Here is an 18,087-nt window from a genome sequence, read left to right on the forward strand (position 1 = left end):
CGACCGACGACCGCGTGCGCAGCACGCTGGCGACGACGGATTGGCGGCGGATGACGTTCGACCTGTACCGCCGCGTCCGCGCCACCCCGGACCCCCAGACGGCACACGCGCTCTGGCGCGAGACCCGGGATGCGATGTTCGCGGAGCACCCGGCGTCGCCGCTGCTCGACGAGGACGCCCGCGACTTCGAGTCCCTGCCGGTGCCGGACTACGACCCGGCGTGGCGGTTCCAGGTCCGCATCGAGGCCACGGAGCCCGCCGAGTTCGACTTCGAGACCGGCACCGACGGTGTCGTCCACTTCGACCGGCTCGGACTCGTGCGGGTCCCCGGTGTCGGCACCCTCGACGTCTGGAAGCACGGCGGCTACGCGGGCGGGGTGTTCGTCCCGGTCAAGGACGCCAGCGCCGGCAAGGCCCGCGGCACGTACGGTGGCGGACGCTACCTGCTCGACACCATCAAGGGCTCGGACCTGGGCGGCGACGACCTCGGGTCGCTCGTGCTCGACTTCAACTTCGCCTACAACCCGTCGTGCGCGTACGACCCGGCGTGGGCGTGCCCGCTCGCGCCTCCGGGCAACACCGTGCCGGTCCCGATCCCCGTCGGCGAGCAGTACGACTTCTAGGGTGGAACGCATGACAGGACTCATCGCCCTCGACGTCGGTGGCCGCGTGCCGCCGTTCGAGCAGGTCCGATCGCAGATCGCCGCGCAGATCACCGCCGGGTACCTGGTGGACGGCGAACGGCTGCCGAGCGTCCGTGGGCTGGCGGACGAGCTCGGGCTCGCCGCCGGCACCGTCGCGAAGGCCTACCAGCTGCTCGAGGAGGCCGGGCTCGTGCACACCGCACGGGGCGCCGGTACCCGGGTGGTGCGGCCGGCGGCGGTGCCGGACGCCGTGGCCGAGGCCGCTCGTGCCCTGGCCGCTGCGTCGCGCTCGGCGGGGCTGTCGGCGGACCAGGCGGCCACCGCGTTGCGCGAGGCCTGGCCGGCGTAGCGGGCGCGGGTGGCTGCGCTGGCGGGGCTGGCGCTTCCGGGCGTACCTGGTCGTTCCGGGCGTACCCGGTCGGAAGTTCTGACCCGGTACGCCCGATCCGACCAGGCATCGCAGGCGTTCTGGGAAGGAACGTCCCGAGCGCTCAGCAGTGCTCGTACACGTACGCGTCGTCCTTCGGGGTCACCAGGTCGCGGTCGCGCAGGATCGTCATGGCCGGACGGCTCTTCAGCCCGCACACCGAACCCCACGAGCGCTCGAGGGTGTCCGAGTACTCCACGTCGATGACCCGCTTGCCGTAGGCCTTCGTGTACGCAGCGCACTCCCGGTACTGCACGCACTCCTCGGCGACGACGAAGTCGAACCCGGTCTGCTTCCGGCCGGATGCCCCGAGCTGCGGCGTGTTCTTCTGCCCGACGGCCAAGCCGTGCCGGTGCCCCTTGGCGACGAGCGACTTCGCGAGCGCCAGGTTGCCGGCACGGGTGAGCCGCTTGCCGCTCCGGGTCCACGAGTCGAGGTTGTCGAACTCCACCGCGTCGAACCCGCGGTCACCGCAGCGGGCGACGGTCTTCGCGAGCACCTTCGTGATCAGGGCACGCTTGGCCGCGGTCCGGGTGTCGAGGAGCATCTCGTCCGGCCACCCCGGGTCCGAGACCGGCTTGCCCGCGCGGTCGCGGAGGATCGCCGACGGGTACGACTTCTTCCACGTGCGGGCGGCCTCGGGCTGCGTCTGGAACCCGTTGACGTAGCAGATGTTGTACTTGCCCTTCGCCGGGCGGTCAGTGCTGTCGCGCTCGACGATCGTCACGCCGGAGGGCGGGGTGTACCCGCCGCCGAGCTGGTAGTCCACCCGGCCCGAGGTCGGCAGGTTGCGGTAGCTCGCGGCCGCGCTGGTCGTGGCGGCCTCGGCGCAGCCGGCCGTGCCGAGGACGGCCACCAGGGCCATCGCGGTGGTCAACAGGACGGATCGCATGCGCACCCCGGAATCCTCGCACGCGCAGGGCGAACGACCCCGCCCTCGCTGTTCCGGGGATGTGCACGCTATGCTGGTCGTACTCGAGGCGCCGATCGCCTCGTGCGTCGTACGGACGCCCCGAACTCCCGACCACCTGTCCCCGGACTCTGGTCGATGATCGAGCACCTCACGAAGGTGCCCAGGCTTCTCTGCTGCGGCGACTGCGCCAGCCACATCCGTTGGCGCGCATCCCGCCCGCGCGCTGCCTCAGAGCGCGCCCACAGCCGGACTGCTCCGGCTCGAAAGGTCACCATGACCACCGAAGACATCCGTTTCTCCGACCTCAGCGTCCCCGCGCCGATGGTCTCCGTCCTCGCCGACCAGGGCAAGGACATGGCGTTCCCCATCCAGGCGGACACCCTCCCGGACTCCCTGCAGGGCAAGGACGTCCTCGGCCGCGGCCGCACCGGCTCCGGCAAGACCATCGCCTTCGCGATCCCGCTCGTCGCCCGCCTCGCCGCCAGCGGCCGCAAGCGCCGCGCCGGCCGCCCTCGCGCCCTGGTGCTCGCACCGACGCGTGAGCTCGCGACGCAGATCGACGTCGCCCTCGCCCCGCTCGCCAAGGCCATGGGCCTCAACACCACGACCATCTTCGGTGGCGTCGGTCAGGGTCGTCAGGTCGACGCCCTCCGCGGCGGCGTCGACGTCGTGGTCGCCTGCCCGGGTCGCCTCGCCGACCTCATGCAGCAGGGCCACGTGAACCTGGGCGACATCGAGGTCACCGTCCTCGACGAGGCCGACCACATGGCCGACATGGGCTTCCTGCCCGGCGTGACCAAGATCATGCAGGCGACGCCCGAGAACGGGCAGCGACTGCTGTTCTCCGCCACGCTCGACAACGGCGTGGACAAGCTCGTCAAGAAGTTCCTGCACAACCCGGTGATGCACTCCGTCGACGAGGCGAACAGCCCCGTCGAGGCGATGACCCACCACCTGTTCGAGGTCGCCGACGCCGACGCGAAGAAGCACCTCGTGAGCACCCTCGCCTCGGGCAACGGTCGCCGCATCCTCTTCATGCGCACGAAGCACCACGCCAAGCGCCTCGCCAAGCAGCTCAGCAGCCAGGGGATCCCGGCCGTCGACCTGCAGGGCAACCTGTCGCAGGGCGCCCGTGAGCGCAACCTCGCGAAGTTCTCCTCCGGTGAGGCCCTCGTGCTCGTCGCCACCGACGTCGCCGCCCGCGGTGTGCACGTCGACAACGTCGAGCTCGTCGTGCACGTCGACCCGCCCACCGAGCACAAGGCGTACCTGCACCGCTCGGGCCGCACGGCGCGTGCCGGTTCGTCCGGTGACGTCGTCACGGTGACGATGCCCGCCGAGCGTCGCGACGTCGCGCAGATGATGCGTGCAGCCGCGATCAAGGTCACGCCGCAGCACGTCTCGGCGACCTCCCCGGCCGTCACCGCGCTCGTCGGCGAGGTCGCTCCGATCCGCCACGTGGCCGAGGAGCAGCCCACCCAGCAGCGTCAGCCCAAGCAGCGCTCGGCCGAGTCCGCCGGTGACGGCGGCGGTCGTCGCCGTGGTCGCGGCGGTCGGTCGGGAGGCGCGGCGCAGCCCGCGCGCTCCGGCTCGGCTGGCGAGTCCGCCGGTTCGGCCGGGGGCCGTCAGGGCCGTCCGGCCCGTGGCGCACGTTCCGAGGGCGCCGGGCGCTCCGGTGCCGCGGCCGCCGGTTCGACCGGTGGCCGCCGCAGCGGCGGCAACCGCCGCTCGGGCAGCAGCGACGTCGTGCGCGGCGGCTCGTCGGCCGTCTGGTCGTCCGAGGGCGGCTACGCCGCGGGTCGGTCCGGCAACGAGTCGGGCGGCAACCGTCGTGGTGGCTCGCGCCGCGCCTCCCGTCCGGCCGGCGCTGCCGACCGCCACTGACCTGCGCGCTTGACCCACGCGGTCTACCCGCTCGGCCTGACCCCGTCGGCCTGAGCGCGTCGATGCCCGCACGACACCGGTGTTCACGTTTCGAACCCCCGCATCCCGGGGTGTGATCCGTGAACACCGGTGTTTTGCGTGACTGCGCTGGCGAACCTTGGCGGGGGCTGGGGGTGGGGTACTCCACCGGGCGTACGGTCTGCTTCACCGGATGCCGCGCAAGCGGCTGACGGGGAACACGTCCGCTTCTGGAAGGAGTGCCTATGGCTGGCATCGATGACATCAAGAACGCCGCTGAGAAGGCGGCAGGCAAGGTCAAGGAAGCCGCCGGCAACGCGACCGGTAACGACCGCTTGAAGGCCGAAGGCCAGACCGACCAGGGCAAGGCCTCGGCGAAGCAGGGCGTCACCGACGTCAAGGACGCCGCGCACGGCGTCGCCGACAGCTTCAAGGACGACAAGCACTGAAGCCGGTTCGCAACCGCGCTGCGAAGCCCCCGGATCCGATCGGATCCGGGGGCTTCGTCGTGTGCGGGGCGCGGACGCCCCGGTCGGGCTAGTGGAGGGCGCCGACCGATGCCAGACCGGCGCGGAGCAGTGCCCCGCGTCCGCCTTCCATCTCGTCGGCGACGGCGTCGGACGCGGCTTCCATCGGGGTCATCCACGTGAGCTCGAGGGCGTCCTGCCGGGGCTCGCACGTCCCCGTGACGGGGACGACGTACGCCAGCGAGATCGCGTGCTGCCGCTCGTCGGTGTACACCGAGGCGCCGGGCAGCGGGAAGTACTCGGCCACGGTGAACGGCGTCGGACTCGAGGGCAGCTGCGGGAACGCCATCGGCCCGAGGTCCTTCTCGAGGTGGCGGAACAGCGCGGTGCGGATCGACTCGCCGAACATCACACGACCGGACACCAGGGTGCGGGCGATCGAACCGCTCGGGGAGACACGCAGCAGCACGCCGACCTCGGTCACGACGCCGAGGCCGTCGGTGCGGACGGGGACCGCCTCGACGTAGCAGATCGGCAGACGACGGCGGACGTTCGCGAGCTCCTCGTCGGACAGCCAGCCGGAGTCGGGATCGGGGGTGCGCAGCGAGGACATGCACCGTGTCTACCAGGGACGGCGGCGAGTTCGGCGGAAGGCGCGGGAGTTGGGGATGGTTAGCGTTGTCCACATGATCGATGCGGACCTGGTGCAGTGGACCCGGAGTACCTCGGACCGGCGGAGCACACCCCTGCTCGTGGCGATGCACGGGGTCGGGTCGAACGAGCACGACCTGCTCGGCCTCGCCCCCGCACTGCCGCCCGCGTGGACGGTCGCGTCGCTCCGGGCGCCGATGCCGTGGGGGCCCGGCTTCAGCTGGTACCCGCTCGGCACGCCCGGCTCCCCCGCGCCCGAGGCGGTGGACGCCGTGACCGTCGAGGTGCTCGACTGGATCGACTCCGTCGCGGCCGACCACCCGCGGATCGGGCTGCTCGGGTTCTCGCAGGGCGGCTCGATGGCGCTCCAGCTGCTTCGCGCCCGGCCCGCGGCGTTCGCGTTCGCGGTGTCGCTGTCGGGCTTCGTCGTGCCGGGCGTCACGGACTCCCGCGACGAGGCCGTGTCGGCCGTGCGGCCGCGGGTGTTCCTCGGGCACGGTGACCTCGACCCGGTGATCCCGCCCGAGGCCACCGCCCGGACGCAGGTGTGGGCCGCAGCGCACACCGACGTGACCGACCGCACCTACGCGGGCCTGCCGCACGCCGTGTCGACGGCGGAACTGGCGGACGTGGCCGCCTTCGTCGGCGCGGGGTAGCGCTGCGGAGCGCGCTTCGTGAGCACGAATGGTCGGGTCCGACGTGCGGACCCGACCACAGCTGCTCACGATGTGCGGACGGACAGGAGGCCCGGTGCCAGCTGGCACCGGGCCTCCTGTCCGTCACGGGTGACGTCCGTCAGTCGGCGAGGATCTGGAGCAGGTCCTTGCGGAGCTGGTCCACCTTGGCCGTGGCGGCCTTGGCCTGTTCCTCGGTCGCGGTGCTGCGGTACATCTGCAGGACGCCCATGGTCTTCCGGAGCGCCTCGAAGAACTCGCGCTGGGCGTCCGGGATGCCCGGGGCCCCGTCGAGTGCCGCAGCGATCTCGTCGGCCTTGTCCTCGGTCTCGGCTTTGCCGGCGTCGGTGAGCTCGAAGAGCGTCTTGCGACCGTCGCCCGACGAGACCACGAGGTCTTCGTCGACGAGCTGCTGGAGCGTCGGGTAGACCGAGCCGGGGCTCGGCTTCCAGGCACCGCCGGTGCGCTCGGCGATGGTCTTGATCACGGCGTACCCGTTCTGCGGGCCCTCGGCCAGCAGACCGAGGATCGCGAGACGGACGTCACCGCGGCGACGGCGTTCCCGGCCGAAGCCGGGTCCGCCGAAACCGGGGCCGAAGCCCATGCCCGGGCCGAAGCCGGGGCCGAACCCGCGGCCACCGAAGCCGCGGCCGCCGTGGTCGTGGTCACCGCGGTCACGGCCGGGGAAGCCGGCGCCGTGGTGCTGCCGCGCGCCGCCGAAGCGGGGGCCGCGCGGGCCGAACCCGCGCTGGTCGCGGGGGGACGTGTTGCTGTTGTCGTCATACGAGGGGCGCATGAGGAGTCCTTTCGTCGTGCTGAGTCGGCTCGCGACCGGTCTGACCTGATCGTCTTCGTCGTATCGCGATGTGTTTACGATAGATCGGTAACTATCGCTCTGTCAAGGGGGACGTACGCTCGGCCTGCTGTCGGTGGTCGCGGGCAGGATGGGACGGACCATGACGGACGTCTTCGAGCGCTTCTCCCCCGCGACCACCGAGTGGTTCCGCGGCGCCTTCGACGCACCGACTCCGGCGCAGGCCGGGGCGTGGGACGCCATCTCGACCGGGCAGCACGCACTCGTGATCGCCCCGACCGGCTCCGGCAAGACCCTGGCGTCGTTCCTGTGGTCGATCGACCGGCTCATCAGCGCGACCGACCGCCCACCGGCGAAGCAGCGCACGCGGGTGCTCTACGTCTCGCCGCTCAAGGCCCTCGGCGTCGACGTCGAGCGCAATCTGCGGAGCCCGCTCGTCGGGATCACCCAGACCGCACGCCGCCTCGGCACCGAACCGCCCGACGTCACGGTCGGGGTGCGCAGCGGTGACACCCCGTCGTCCGACCGCCAGAAGCTCCTGCGCCAGCCGCCGGACATCCTCATCACCACGCCCGAGTCGCTCTACCTGATGCTCACCTCGCAGGCGCGCGAGACCCTGGTGAACGTCGACACCGTCATCGTGGACGAGGTCCACGCGGTCGCCTCGACCAAGCGCGGCGCACACCTGGCCGTGTCGCTCGAGCGCCTCGACGACCTGCTCGACAAGCCCGTGCAGCGCATCGGGTTGTCCGCGACCGTCCGCCCGCCGGAAGAGGTCGCGCGGTTCCTCGGCGGCCGCGCCCCGGTGACGATCATCGCGCCGCCCGCGCAGAAGACCTTCGACCTGCGGGTCGTCGTGCCCGTCGACGACATGACCGAGCTCGGGGCGCCGCCGGTCGGTGCGGACGCGTCCGAGTCGCCGACGAACGGGTCGATCTGGCCGCACGTCGAAGAACGTGTCGTCGACCTGATCGAGGAACACCGCTCGACCATCGTGTTCGCGAACTCGCGACGGCTGGCCGAACGGCTCACGGCGCGGCTCAACGAGATCCACGAGGAACGCGTGCTCGCCGCCGCCGGTGACGGCGTGCTGGTGCCGGCGGGGGCGTCACCGGACGACGACGGCCTCCCGGTGGCGCGGGGCCGCCCGCAGTCACCGGCCCGCACCTCGGCGCACGCCGTCGCACCCCAGGGGGCCAAGCGCCCGCCGGCGCAGCTGATCGGCGGGTCCGGGCAGACGGGCGGCGGGGGCTCGGACGCCTCCGTCCCGGTGCTCGCCCGCGCACACCACGGCTCGGTGTCGAAGGACCAGCGCGCGATCATCGAGGACGACCTGAAGTCCGGTCGGCTGCGGTGCGTCGTCGCGACGAGTTCACTCGAGCTCGGCATCGACATGGGCGAGGTCGACCTGGTCGTCCAGGTCGAAGCGCCGCCCTCCGTCGCGAGCGGCCTGCAGCGCGTCGGTCGTGCCGGACACCAGGTGGGCGAGATCTCCCGAGGCGTGCTGTTCCCGAAGCACCGGGCTGACCTGGTCAACAGCGCGGTCACGGTCGAGCGGATGGTCACGGGTCAGATCGAGTCGATCTCGGTGCCGGCGAACCCGCTCGACGTCCTGGCGCAGCACACCGTGGCGGCCGGGGCGATCGACACCCTCGACGTCGAGCACTGGTTCGAGCTCGTGCGGCGGAGCGCCCCGTTCAGCGGCCTGCCCCGGTCGGCGTTCGAGGCGACCCTCGACCTGGTCACGGGCCGGTACCCGAGCGACGAGTTCGCCGAACTCCGGCCACGGCTGGTCTGGGACCGCGTGCACGGCACCCTGACCGGGCGCCCCGGTGCGCAGCGACTCGCGGTGACGAGCGGCGGGACGATCCCCGACCGCGGCATGTTCGGCGTCTTCATGGTCGGCGAGAAGGCGTCCCGCGTCGGCGAGCTCGACGAGGAGATGGTCTACGAGTCGCGCGTGGGCGACGTCTTCGCCCTCGGTGCGACGAGCTGGCGGATCGAGGAGATCACCCACGACCGCGTCGTCGTGAGCCCGGCGTTCGGGCAGCCCGGACGCGTGCCGTTCTGGAAGGGCGACGGCATCGGCCGGCCCGCCGAGCTCGGCCGTGCGACCGGTGCGTTCGTGCGCGAGGTCGAGGGCGCCTCGGACGACGACGCCCGCGCCCGCGTCGCCGCCGGTGGACTGGACGAACGTGCGATCACCAACCTGCTGACCTTCCTGCGCGACCAGCGCGCGGCCACCGGTCACGTGCCGAACGACACCACGCTCGTCATCGAGCGGTTCCGCGACGAGCTCGGGGATTGGCGGCTCATCCTGCACTCGCCCTACGGCATGCAGGTGCACGCGCCGTGGGCCCTGGCCGTCGCCGCACGGCTGCGCGAGCGGCACGGCATCGACGGTGACGCGATGGCGGCCGACGACGGCATCGTCGTCCGCATCCCGGAGACCGACGCCGAGCCGCCGGGTGCCGACCTGTTCGTGTTCGAGCGCGACGACCTCGAGGCCCTGGTCACCGACGAGGTCGGGGGCTCGGCGCTGTTCGCCGCGCGGTTCCGCGAGTGTGCGGCGCGCGCCCTGCTGCTGCCCCGACGGAACCCCGGGCAGCGTTCGCCGCTCTGGCAGCAGCGGCAGCGGGCCTCGCAGCTGCTCGAGGTCGCGCAGAAGTACCCGACGTTCCCGATCGTGCTCGAGACCGTGCGCGAGGTGCTGCAGGACGTCTACGACGTGCCCGCGCTGCTCGGGATCGCCGACGACATCGCCGGACGTCGGATCCGCCTGGTCGAGACGGAGACCGAGCAGCCGTCGCCGTTCGCCCGCTCGATCCTGTTCGGGTACGTCGCGGCCTTCATGTACGAGGGCGACACCCCGCTCGCCGAACGCCGGGCAGCGGCCCTGTCGCTCGACTCGACCCTGCTCGGCGAACTGCTCGGCCGTGCGGAGCTGCGGGAGCTGCTCGACCCGGCGGTCATCACCTCGGTGGAGCGCGACCTGCAGCGGCTGTCGCCGGACCGCCGTGCCCGTGACGCCGAGGGACTCGTGGACGTGCTGCGGCTCGTCGGCGCGCTCGACCTCGACGAAGCGGTCGACCGGAGCTGGCTCGCCGACGCCGCCGACCGTCCAGCGGCCACCGCCGAACTGCGGAGCACGCTCCAGGTGTTGGAGCGCGACCGCCGAGTGCTGTCGTTCTCGCACGCCGGGGCGACGCGCTGGGCCGTGATCGAGGACGCCGCCCGCCTGCGCGACGCCCTCGGGGTCCCGCTGCCGATCGGTGTGCCGACGGCGTTCGTCGAGCCCGTGGCCGACCCCCTCGGCGACCTGATCGGCCGCTACGCCCGGTCGCACGGGCCGTTCTCCGCGCAGGAGGCCGCCGGTCGCCTCGGGCTGGGCATCGCCGTCGTGCAGGACACCCTGCGCCGACTCGTCGCCGACCGCCGGGTGGTGGAGGGCGAGTTCCGACCCGACCGCCAGGGTGCCGAGTGGTGCGACGCCGAGGTCCTGCGACGGATCCGCACGAAGTCACTCGCAGCGCTGCGGCACGAGGTCGAACCGGTCTCGCCGGACACCCTCGCCCGCTTCCTGCCCGCGTGGCAGCACGTGCAGGCCCCCGGGACCCGCGGCGGGCTCCGTGGCGTCGACGGCGTCCTGCAGGTGATCGACCAGCTCGCCGGGGTCGCCCTGCCCGCCAGCGCCTGGGAGACCCTGGTGCTGCCGTCCCGTGTCACCGACTACTCGACGAGCATGCTCGACGAACTCACCGCCACCGGCGAGGTCCTGTGGTCCGGCGGGGGCACCCTGCCGGGCAACGACGGCTGGGTGCGCCTGCACCTGGCCGACACCGCGGCGACGACGCTCGCCGAGCCCTCCGGGGACGAGACGACCGAGCTGCAGCGGGACGTGCTCGGCGCCCTGGCCGGCGGTGGCGCGTACTTCTTCCGGCAGCTCGGCCAGGCCGTGGGCAGCAGCGACGACCAGGCGCTCACCACCGCGCTGTGGGACCTGGTCTGGGCCGGGCAGATCACGAACGACACGTTCGCCCCGCTGCGCTCGATGCTCGGCGGCAAGGCGAAGAGCTCGAGTGCTCCGCGGGCTCGGGCCTACCGCGGCCGTCGGCGGCCGACGATGCCGACGCAGTCCGGGCCGCCGTCCGTCGGGGGTCGCTGGTCGCTCCTGCCGCTGGCCGAGTCCGACTCGACCGTGCGGGCCGCCGCGACCGCCGAACAGCTGCTCGAACGCTACGGCGTCGTCACCCGCGGTGCAGTCCAGGTCGAGGGCGTCCGGGGTGGTTTCGCCGGGGTGTACCGGGTGCTCTCGCGCTTCGAGGAGTCCGGCCGGGCTCGTCGCGGGTACTTCGTCGAGGGGCTCGGCGCGGCTCAGTTCGCCACCGGCCCGACCGTCGACCGGCTGCGCACCTACGCCCGCGAACTCGGCGACGACGAGCGGGACGACCCGGACCGCAAGCGCGAGGCGCTCACACTCGCCGCGACCGACCCGGCGAACCCGTTCGGGGCCTCTTTGCCGTGGCCGACGGGCGACGCCGACGCCGGTCTCGTAGCCGACGACGGCGGAGCCGCCCCGCCTGAGACCGCGGTCGGCAGCGGCGCGAAGACCGCTCGGGGCCACCGGCCCGGGCGCAAGGCGGGTGCCCTCGTCACGACCGTCGACGGCAAGCTCACCGTGTACGTGGAGCGCGGTGGCAAGTCGGTGCTGACCTTCACCGACGACGCCGCCGACCTCGCTGCCGCGGCGGCCTCGATCGCCGGCATCGTCCGGACCGGGCTGCGGAAGCTCTCGGTCGAGCGGGTCGACGGGGACTTCGTGCTGGAGACGCCGCTCGGCGGCGCGCTCCGGGCCGCGGGGTTCACGGCGACCCCGCAGGGGCTGCGGCTCCGTGTGTGAGGCGAGCCGCGCCTCCCGGCAGTGCAGCGACCACGTGCCGGAGGTGACCCGTGCCTGAAGGCGACACCGTCTACCGGGCTGCCCGCCGCCTGCACACCGCGCTGGCGGGCAAGGTCCTGACGAAGAGCGACTTCCGCGTCCCCGCGTTCGCGACGCTCGACCTGGTCGGCCGCACCGTCGACGAGGTCGTCCCCCGCGGCAAGCACCTGCTGCACCGCATCGGCGACCTGACCGTGCACTCGCACCTGAAGATGGAGGGCCGGTGGGACGTCTACGCGCCCGGTGACCGCTGGCGACGTCCGGCGCACCAGGCCCGGGCGATCCTGGACGCCGAGGGGGTCTCCACCGTCGGCTTCGCCCTCGGGGTGCTCGAGGTCGTGCCGCGCGACCAGGAGTCCGAGGTCGTCGGACACCTGGGGCCGGACCTGCTCGGCCCCAACTGGGACGCCGACCTCGCGCTCGCCAACCTGACCGAGGACCCCGAACGCCCGGTCGGGCTGGCACTGCTCGACCAGCGGGTGCTCGCCGGGCTCGGCAACGTGTACAGGAACGAACTCTGCTTCCTGCGCGGCGTGCTGCCGACGCGTCCGGTCGGCCAGGTGCCGGACCCGGCGCGGACGATCACGCTCGCCAGCCGGCTGATCCTGGCGAACCGCGACCGCAGCGCCCGCGTCACCACCGGCGTCGACCGCCCCGGGCGACGGTTCTGGGTCTACGGCCGTGCCGGCAAGCCGTGTCTGCGGTGCGGGACCCCGATCCGGCACGGCGAACTCGGTGACTCGGAACTCACCCTGCGCGACACCTACTGGTGTCCGCGCTGTCAGACCTGACGCGCGGGGTGCAGTCGCGACGACGCGGTCGCACGGACGGCGTCGGTGACCCGTTCGAGCAGGGGTGACGCCAGGTTCCAGCGCTGCCACCACAGCGCCACGTCGGCGTGCCGACCCGGGGCCAGCTCGACCAGGACACCGCGGTCGATCGCCTCGAGGCACTGCGCCTCGGGCAGCAGTCCCCACCCGAACCCGAGCGTGACCGCACGGGCGAAGTCGGCGGAGGTCGGGACGAAGTGGCGCGGGCCGCCGGGAGCGTGGCCGAGGACCTGTCGCAGGTACCCCTGCTGCAGGTCGTCGTCGCGGTCGTAGTCGACGAGCGGGACCTCGTCGAGCCGCCGGAGCATCCGCCGCTCGGTGCCGGTGTCGCCGAGGTAGCGGGCGACGAACGCCGGGGACGCCACGGCCCGGTACCGGTCGATGCCGAGTGGCACCGACGAGCAGCCCTGCACCGGATCCGCCTCGGCCGTCACGGCGCCCATCACCGTGCCGGCGCGGAGCAGTTCGGCGGTGCGGTCCTGGTCCTCGCGGTGCAGGTCGAAGACCACCTCGGTGTCGGCCCGCACGAGGGCGAGGGCGTCGAGGAACCAGGTGCCGAGCGAGTCGGCGTTCACGGCCAGCGGGATCGACGGCACCACCGACGATCCACCGCCGAGGGCTCGGGAGGTCTCCTCGTCGAGCAGCCGGACCTGCCGTGCGTGCCGGAGCACGACTGCGCCGTCCGCGGTCGGGCGCACCGGGGTGGTGCGCTGGAGCAGGACCCGGCCGACCTGCTGCTCCATCGACTTGATCCGCTGTGAGACCGCCGACGGGGTGATCGCCAGCGCACGGGCCGCCGCGTCGAGGGTGCCGTGGTCGACGGCGGCGAGCAGCGTCTCGAGGTGCTCGCGCTGGAACCGGGCCATGCAGCTGAGCTTACGTGGGTGCAGGAACGTGAGCTGTACTACACCAGCACCCGGCCCTAGCGTCAGATCGTGACCTCGCTCCTGCCCCTGCTCTCCGGCCTCGGCACCGGCCTCGCACTGATCGTCGCGATCGGTGTGCAGAACACGTACCTGCTCCGGCTCGCGGTCAGCGCCGGGCTCCGGGTGGTGGCCTCGGCGGTCGTGGTGTGCGCGGTCTCGGATGCGCTGCTCATCGTCGCCGGGGTGCTCGGGGTCGGCGCCGTGGTCGAACGGTTCCCCGTGGCGCTCCTGGTGGTCCGGTTCGTCGGTGCCGCGTTCCTGCTCACGTACGGGGTGCTCGCGGCGCGGCGTGCGCTGCGGCCCTCGGGGGACGCGATGCGGGTCGCTGACGAGGCGGCCGACGACGGTGTGGTGGGCGCCAGCGCGGACGCGGGCGCGGGGGTGGACGCGACCACCGGCACGACGGTGGCGGCGCGGCGGACGCGCACCGCGCCTCCCGGCCAGGTGGTGACCATGCGGACGGCCGTGCTGACCATGCTCGTCTTCACGTGGGCGAACCCGCACGTCTACCTGGACACGCTGGTGTTCCTCGGGTCGGTGGCGAACCAGCAGGGTGCGGACGACCGGTGGCTCTGGACGATCGGTGCCGTCGCAGCGAGCTGCCTGTGGTTCGGTGCGCTCGGGTTCGGCGGACGCCTGCTGCGGCCGCTGTTCGAGAAGCCGCTGACCTGGCGGGTGTTCGACGGCCTGGTCGCCGTCGTGATGCTCGCGTTCGGTGTGCTGCTGCTCGTCGGCGCGTAGCGGCGGCGGGCTCCGGGCGGGCGGGCGGTGGATGCAAGACACCGGTGTCCACACGTCGCGCCGCGGTCTGCGGGTGTGCAACGTGCGAACACCGGTGTTTTGCGGGCCAGGCCGACCCGCGGAGCGCCCTACTGCATGCGCTGGCCGACGCGGCTGTGGCGACGGCTGTAGCCGAAGTAGATGACGAAGCCGATGACCAGCCAGATGACGAACCGGAGCCAGGTCTCGACCTCGAGGTTCAGCATCAGCCAGAAGCACAGCACCGCCGAGATGATCGGCAGTACCGGCGACCACGGCACCCGGAAGGCCCGCGGGGCGTCGGGGCGCGAACGACGCAGCACGACGATGCCGATCGACACCAGGACGAACGCGGACAGCGTGCCGATGTTGATCATGCCCTCGAGCTTGTCGACCGCGGTGAACCCGGCCAGCAGCGCCACGACGACACCGGCGACGATCTGCACGCGCACCGGCGTCTGCGTCTTCGGGTTGGTCTTCGAGAACCAGCGGGGCAGCAGGCCGTCGCGGCTCATCGAGAAGACGATGCGGGACAGGCCGAGCAGCAGCACCATGACGACGGTGGTCAGGCCGATCAGGGAGCCGATGGCGATGATGCCGGCGGCCCACGGCAGCCCGACGATGTCGAACGCCGACGCCAGGGACGGCGCCTTCTCCTCCGCCAGGCGCTGGTACGAGACCATGCCGGTGATGACGATGCTGACGCCGACGTAGAGCAGGGTCACGATGCCGAGGCCGATGAAGATGCCGCGCGGCAGGGTCTTCTGCGGGTTCTCGGTCTCCTCCGCGCTGGTGGCGACGACGTCGAAGCCGATGAAGGCGAAGAACACCAGGGACGCCGCGGCGAGCAGGCCGAAGACGCCGTACTGGGCGGGCTCGGCACCGGTGAACCACGACACGAGCGACTGCGTCCAGACGCTGCCCTCGGCACCCTTGGCGGGCTCGGCCGGCGGGATGAACGGGGTGAAGTTGGCGGCCTTGACGAAGAACGCACCGGCGACGATGACGAACACGACGATCGCGACCTTGATGACGGTGATGACCGCCGACACCCGCGACGACAGGCGGGTGCCGAAGGCGAGGAGCACCGTGAAGATCCCGACGATGAGCACCGGCCCCCAGGTGAAGGGGATCGGGCCGAGCTGGATCGTGCTCGGCAGGGTGACGCCGAAGACGTCGAACGCGGTGCTGAGGTAGATGCCCCAGTACTTCGCGATCACGGCGCTGGCCGTGAGGGTCTCGAGGATGAGGTCCCAGCCCACGATCCAGGCGAGCAGCTCACCCATCGTGGCGTAGGTGAACGTGTACGCGGAGCCGGCGACGGGGATCGTCGAGGCGAACTCGGCATAGCACATGATCGCCAGGCCGCAGGTGACGGCGGCGAGCAGGAAGGAGATGATGACGCCGGGCCCGGCGAAGTTCGCGGCGGCGTTCGCGCCGACCGAGAAGATGCCGGCGCCGACGGCGACCGCGATCCCCATCGCGGCGATGTCGAACGTCTTCAGGGAGCGTTTCAGGGACCTGCCCTGCTCCTCGGAGTCGGCCAGGGAGGCCTCGATCGACTTGATGCGGAGCTTCGTTGCCATGGGGTGGATCCCGTCATCGGCTGGCGGCGGACCTCGGAAGGGTACTGGTGTACCACTGTGTCACGCAAAGCGTCCGCCCGGACGGTGGCTCGGTCCGCGACGGCCGGGAGGCGCGGCGGCAGTCCGGCGCGTACCGCTCGGCCGGCCGATGGGTGCGTCCAGGGCCGCGGTCGCGTCAGCGGCCCGCGCGCCAGTCCGCCAGGAACCGGGCTCCGGCCTCGTCGTGGATCACGCCGTCGGGCGCGGTGAGCACCGGGTACGGCGTGGCCGGCACCCCGTCGGCGGGACGGACGTCGACGTGGGCGACCTCGTGGCCGTGGGCGTGCAGCCAGTCCGCCATTGCGTAGTCGCTGCGGGAGTCCCCCACGGTGCGCCAGGTGACCGGGAGCTCGCCGTCCTGCCCGAGGAGCTCGAGCGAGCGCTCGGCCCCCAGGTCCTTGCCGCTGCGGTCGGACTCGACGTCGGTCGAGATGATCGTCGGGTCGATGCGCCACTGCACGGCGCCGTCGGCGTCGGGTCGGACGTCGTCGAGGCGGCGGACACCGAGCCCGCGACGCTCGAGCGCGGCCATGGCCTTCGCGTCGAACTCCGGCTGGCGGGCCAGGTAGGTGGCGTTCGGCACCTCGACGCGCTGCTCGATCGACACCATGGCGCGCTTCGTCTCGTCGAAGAACACCAGGTCGGCGTACTCGTCGCGGACCAGATCGCGCATCTCGTCGGCGTAGTCCCGCGGCAGCGCGAGGTCCTCGGCGACCGTCAGCTCACCCATGCCGCCGTCGTACTGCGGGCCGATCGAGCACCACACGGCGCCCTTCTCGCAGACGGCGTGGACGCGGCCACCCTCGGCGAGACCCCCGGCGAGCAGCGGACCGACGACCTCGGAGCGGATGAACGCATCGCTGCGGCCGGTGTTGAAGACGATCGGGATGCCCTCGGCGGCGAGCGCGACGAGGTCCGCGACGATGCTCGGGATCGCGATGGTGCGGGAGACCGGGCTGGCGATGGGCCCGTCGACGTCGAGCAGGAGACCGAGGCGGGGTGCGTTCACCCGCCCATCCTCTCGCAGTCAGCTGCTGGGCGAGACGATCCGGCTCCGGACGCGGTCGATCAGGGCTCCGAGGGCCGCCGGGGCGGGGACGTGTCCCTGCCCGGGGACCTCGGTGTACTCCGAGCCCGGGACGGCGTCGACGACGGCGCGGGCCGCACGTCGCATCCACTCGAGTCCGTCGCCACCGGCGCCGACGAGCACCGGCACACCGACCGCGGCGGCAACGCGCTCCGGCACGGCGAGGCCGTTCAGCACCCGGACCTCGCGGCTGAGCACGTGGGCGTCGACCACCAGGGAGCGCCAGAGCGACCCCTTGAGCCGCAGTGCCGTGACCTGGCCCATCGGGACCCCGAGCACCTGGGTCAGGAACCCACGGACGGCCTGGGCGCGGCGGCCGGCACCGACGTGTTCGTCGAGCAGGTCGGCGAACACGACGTCGTCGGCGTGCGGGTCGACCGAGGCGCGGTACGGCGGTTCCCACAGGACGGCGCCGTCGACCGGCAGTCCGGTGGCGAGCCCGTGCAGGACGACACCGGCGCCGACGCAGATGCCGACGGCGGTGGTCGGTGCGCCGATGCTCTCGACGACGGCACGCAGGTCGTCGACCTCGCGCTCGATCGCCCACGACGCGGAGTCACCGCTGGCACCACGGCCACGGCGGTCGTAGGTCACCACGCGGTGGGTCGAGCCGAGCTCGGCGACCACGCGGTCGAGGTACGGGGTCCCGCGGTGGTCGAAGGCACCGCCCACGACGACGACCGCCGGCCCGTCCCCTGCCTCGGAGACGGCGATGGTGGTGCCGTCGGAGGAGACGACCGTTCGGTCGACTGGAGGGAGCATGGGGTCCTTTGCGAGCTGTCGACGGCGATGCGTCGGGCCTCGGAGGGGACCGTGCGGATTACCGGTCCTCCGAGTGTCGCAGGCGTGGGAGTCCGTGTCTCCCCCCGCTTCCAGGGGCAGAACCCCGCCGCTCGGGCGCCGGACCGTCAGCGGTCCCGGTAGACCTCGCGCCGGTGCCCGGCGTCGACGACCACCACGACGAGCTTGCCGTCGTCGATCCGGTAGATCAGCCGGTAGTCCCCCGAGCGGACCCGCCACCCGGGCCGGTTCACGAGCTTGCGTGCGGCGGGCGGCCGGGGGTGCTCGGCGAGGATCGCGAGGAGCCCCTCGATCCGCCGCCGCCCGTCGAGCGGGAGCTTGCGGATGACGCGTTGCGCGGCCGGGATGACCTCGACCGAGTACGTCACCCGAGACCGAGTTCGCGCTTGAGGTCGTCCCACTTGACGTTCTCGCCACCGATGCGGGCACTCTCGGCGACGGCTTCGTCGTAGGCGACCAGGTCGTCCAGGTCCTCGGCCGCCTCGAGCAACCGGTCGAGGACGGCCGCGTCGACCACGGCGGCGACGCGCTTGTTGCGCCGGGTCAGGTAGACGGGTTCGTGTCGGGCGTCGTCGATGATCGACGCCAGACGGCCACGGGCTTCGGAGATCGACACTTCACTCACCTG

Annotated in this window: 17 protein-coding genes; 8 read left to right on the forward strand and 9 right to left on the reverse strand. The window is 72.5% G+C overall.

Annotation, left to right across the window (positions count from 1 at the left end):
• Positions 1-50 precede the first annotated feature (50 nt).
• Both BIU91_RS15600 and BIU91_RS15605 read left to right on the forward strand, forming a co-directional pair.
• Entirely contained in the window at positions 51-623 is a 573-nt protein-coding gene (locus tag BIU91_RS15600) for a DUF1684 domain-containing protein (protein ID WP_051597091.1), read from the forward strand.
• A gap of 10 nt (positions 624-633) precedes the next feature.
• Positions 634-993, forward strand: coding sequence for a GntR family transcriptional regulator (locus tag BIU91_RS15605; protein ID WP_071406273.1), 360 nt, complete (start codon positions 634-636; stop codon positions 991-993).
• A gap of 142 nt (positions 994-1,135) precedes the next feature.
• On the opposite strand, the gene BIU91_RS15610 is transcribed toward BIU91_RS15605, so the two are convergent.
• Complete coding sequence (locus BIU91_RS15610) at positions 1,136-1,963, reverse strand: endo alpha-1,4 polygalactosaminidase (protein WP_253183785.1); 828 nt, start codon at positions 1,961-1,963, stop codon at positions 1,136-1,138.
• 294 nt (positions 1,964-2,257) lie between these two features.
• Here BIU91_RS15610 and BIU91_RS15615 point away from each other — a divergent pair, with 294 nt between their 5' ends.
• Together BIU91_RS15615 and BIU91_RS15620 are read left to right on the forward strand one after the other, a co-directional pair.
• Positions 2,258-3,868, forward strand: coding sequence for a DEAD/DEAH box helicase (locus tag BIU91_RS15615; RefSeq protein ID WP_071406187.1), 1,611 nt, complete (start codon positions 2,258-2,260; stop codon positions 3,866-3,868).
• Between the two features lie 263 nt (positions 3,869-4,131).
• A complete protein-coding gene (locus tag BIU91_RS15620) occupies positions 4,132-4,335 on the forward strand; it encodes a CsbD family protein (protein ID WP_027466762.1) in 204 nt (67 codons plus the stop codon).
• An 88-nt stretch (positions 4,336-4,423) separates the two neighbouring features.
• On the opposite strand, the gene BIU91_RS15625 is transcribed toward BIU91_RS15620, so the two are convergent.
• Positions 4,424-4,966 (reverse strand): NUDIX hydrolase family protein, encoded by a 543-nt coding sequence (locus BIU91_RS15625; protein WP_071406188.1) that lies wholly within the window; start codon positions 4,964-4,966, stop codon positions 4,424-4,426.
• 73 nt (positions 4,967-5,039) lie between these two features.
• Between BIU91_RS15625 and BIU91_RS15630 the strand changes: the two genes are divergently transcribed.
• A complete protein-coding gene (locus BIU91_RS15630; protein WP_084741348.1) occupies positions 5,040-5,660 on the forward strand; it encodes an alpha/beta hydrolase-fold protein in 621 nt (206 codons plus the stop codon).
• A gap of 139 nt (positions 5,661-5,799) precedes the next feature.
• On the opposite strand, the gene BIU91_RS15635 is transcribed toward BIU91_RS15630, so the two are convergent.
• The gene (locus BIU91_RS15635) at positions 5,800-6,474 is read right to left on the reverse strand and encodes a PadR family transcriptional regulator (protein WP_071406190.1); all 675 of its coding nucleotides are present in this window, start codon (positions 6,472-6,474) and stop codon (positions 5,800-5,802) included.
• A 160-nt stretch (positions 6,475-6,634) separates the two neighbouring features.
• On the opposite strand from BIU91_RS15635, the gene BIU91_RS15640 reads away from it, so the two are divergent.
• Positions 6,635-11,392: a DEAD/DEAH box helicase gene (locus BIU91_RS15640; RefSeq protein WP_071406191.1), complete on the forward strand. Its 4,758-nt coding sequence runs from the start codon at positions 6,635-6,637 to the stop codon at positions 11,390-11,392.
• Positions 11,393-11,442: 50 nt separating this feature from the next.
• Complete coding sequence (locus tag BIU91_RS15645) at positions 11,443-12,222, forward strand: DNA-formamidopyrimidine glycosylase family protein (RefSeq protein WP_071406192.1); 780 nt, start codon at positions 11,443-11,445, stop codon at positions 12,220-12,222.
• Here BIU91_RS15645 and BIU91_RS15650 read toward each other — a convergent pair.
• Entirely contained in the window at positions 12,213-13,127 is a 915-nt protein-coding gene (locus tag BIU91_RS15650) for a LysR family transcriptional regulator ArgP (RefSeq protein ID WP_071406193.1), read from the reverse strand. The genes BIU91_RS15645 and BIU91_RS15650 overlap by 10 nt on opposite strands.
• Before the next feature lie 69 nt (positions 13,128-13,196).
• Between BIU91_RS15650 and BIU91_RS15655 the strand changes: the two genes are divergently transcribed.
• A complete protein-coding gene (locus BIU91_RS15655) occupies positions 13,197-13,928 on the forward strand; it encodes a LysE family transporter (protein WP_071406194.1) in 732 nt (243 codons plus the stop codon).
• 128 nt (positions 13,929-14,056) lie between these two features.
• On the opposite strand, the gene BIU91_RS15660 is transcribed toward BIU91_RS15655, so the two are convergent.
• From BIU91_RS15660 to BIU91_RS15680, 5 genes are all read right to left on the reverse strand, one after another.
• The gene (locus BIU91_RS15660; protein WP_071406195.1) at positions 14,057-15,532 is read right to left on the reverse strand and encodes an amino acid permease; all 1,476 of its coding nucleotides are present in this window, start codon (positions 15,530-15,532) and stop codon (positions 14,057-14,059) included.
• 175 nt (positions 15,533-15,707) lie between these two features.
• Entirely contained in the window at positions 15,708-16,580 is an 873-nt protein-coding gene (locus BIU91_RS15665) for a hypothetical protein (RefSeq protein ID WP_084741350.1), read from the reverse strand.
• An 18-nt stretch (positions 16,581-16,598) separates the two neighbouring features.
• Positions 16,599-17,420, reverse strand: coding sequence for an alpha/beta hydrolase (locus tag BIU91_RS15670; protein WP_071406197.1), 822 nt, complete (start codon positions 17,418-17,420; stop codon positions 16,599-16,601).
• 146 nt (positions 17,421-17,566) lie between these two features.
• Positions 17,567-17,827 (reverse strand): type II toxin-antitoxin system RelE/ParE family toxin, encoded by a 261-nt coding sequence (locus BIU91_RS15675; protein WP_017885834.1) that lies wholly within the window; start codon positions 17,825-17,827, stop codon positions 17,567-17,569.
• The gene (locus BIU91_RS15680) at positions 17,824-18,084 is read right to left on the reverse strand and encodes a type II toxin-antitoxin system Phd/YefM family antitoxin (protein ID WP_027466775.1); all 261 of its coding nucleotides are present in this window, start codon (positions 18,082-18,084) and stop codon (positions 17,824-17,826) included. Before BIU91_RS15680 ends, BIU91_RS15675 begins: the two co-directional genes overlap by 4 nt.
• Positions 18,085-18,087 lie beyond the last annotated feature (3 nt).

The organism is Curtobacterium sp. MMLR14_002, assembly GCF_001864975.1.
GTDB classification, from domain to species: Bacteria; Actinomycetota; Actinomycetes; order Actinomycetales; family Microbacteriaceae; genus Curtobacterium; species Curtobacterium flaccumfaciens.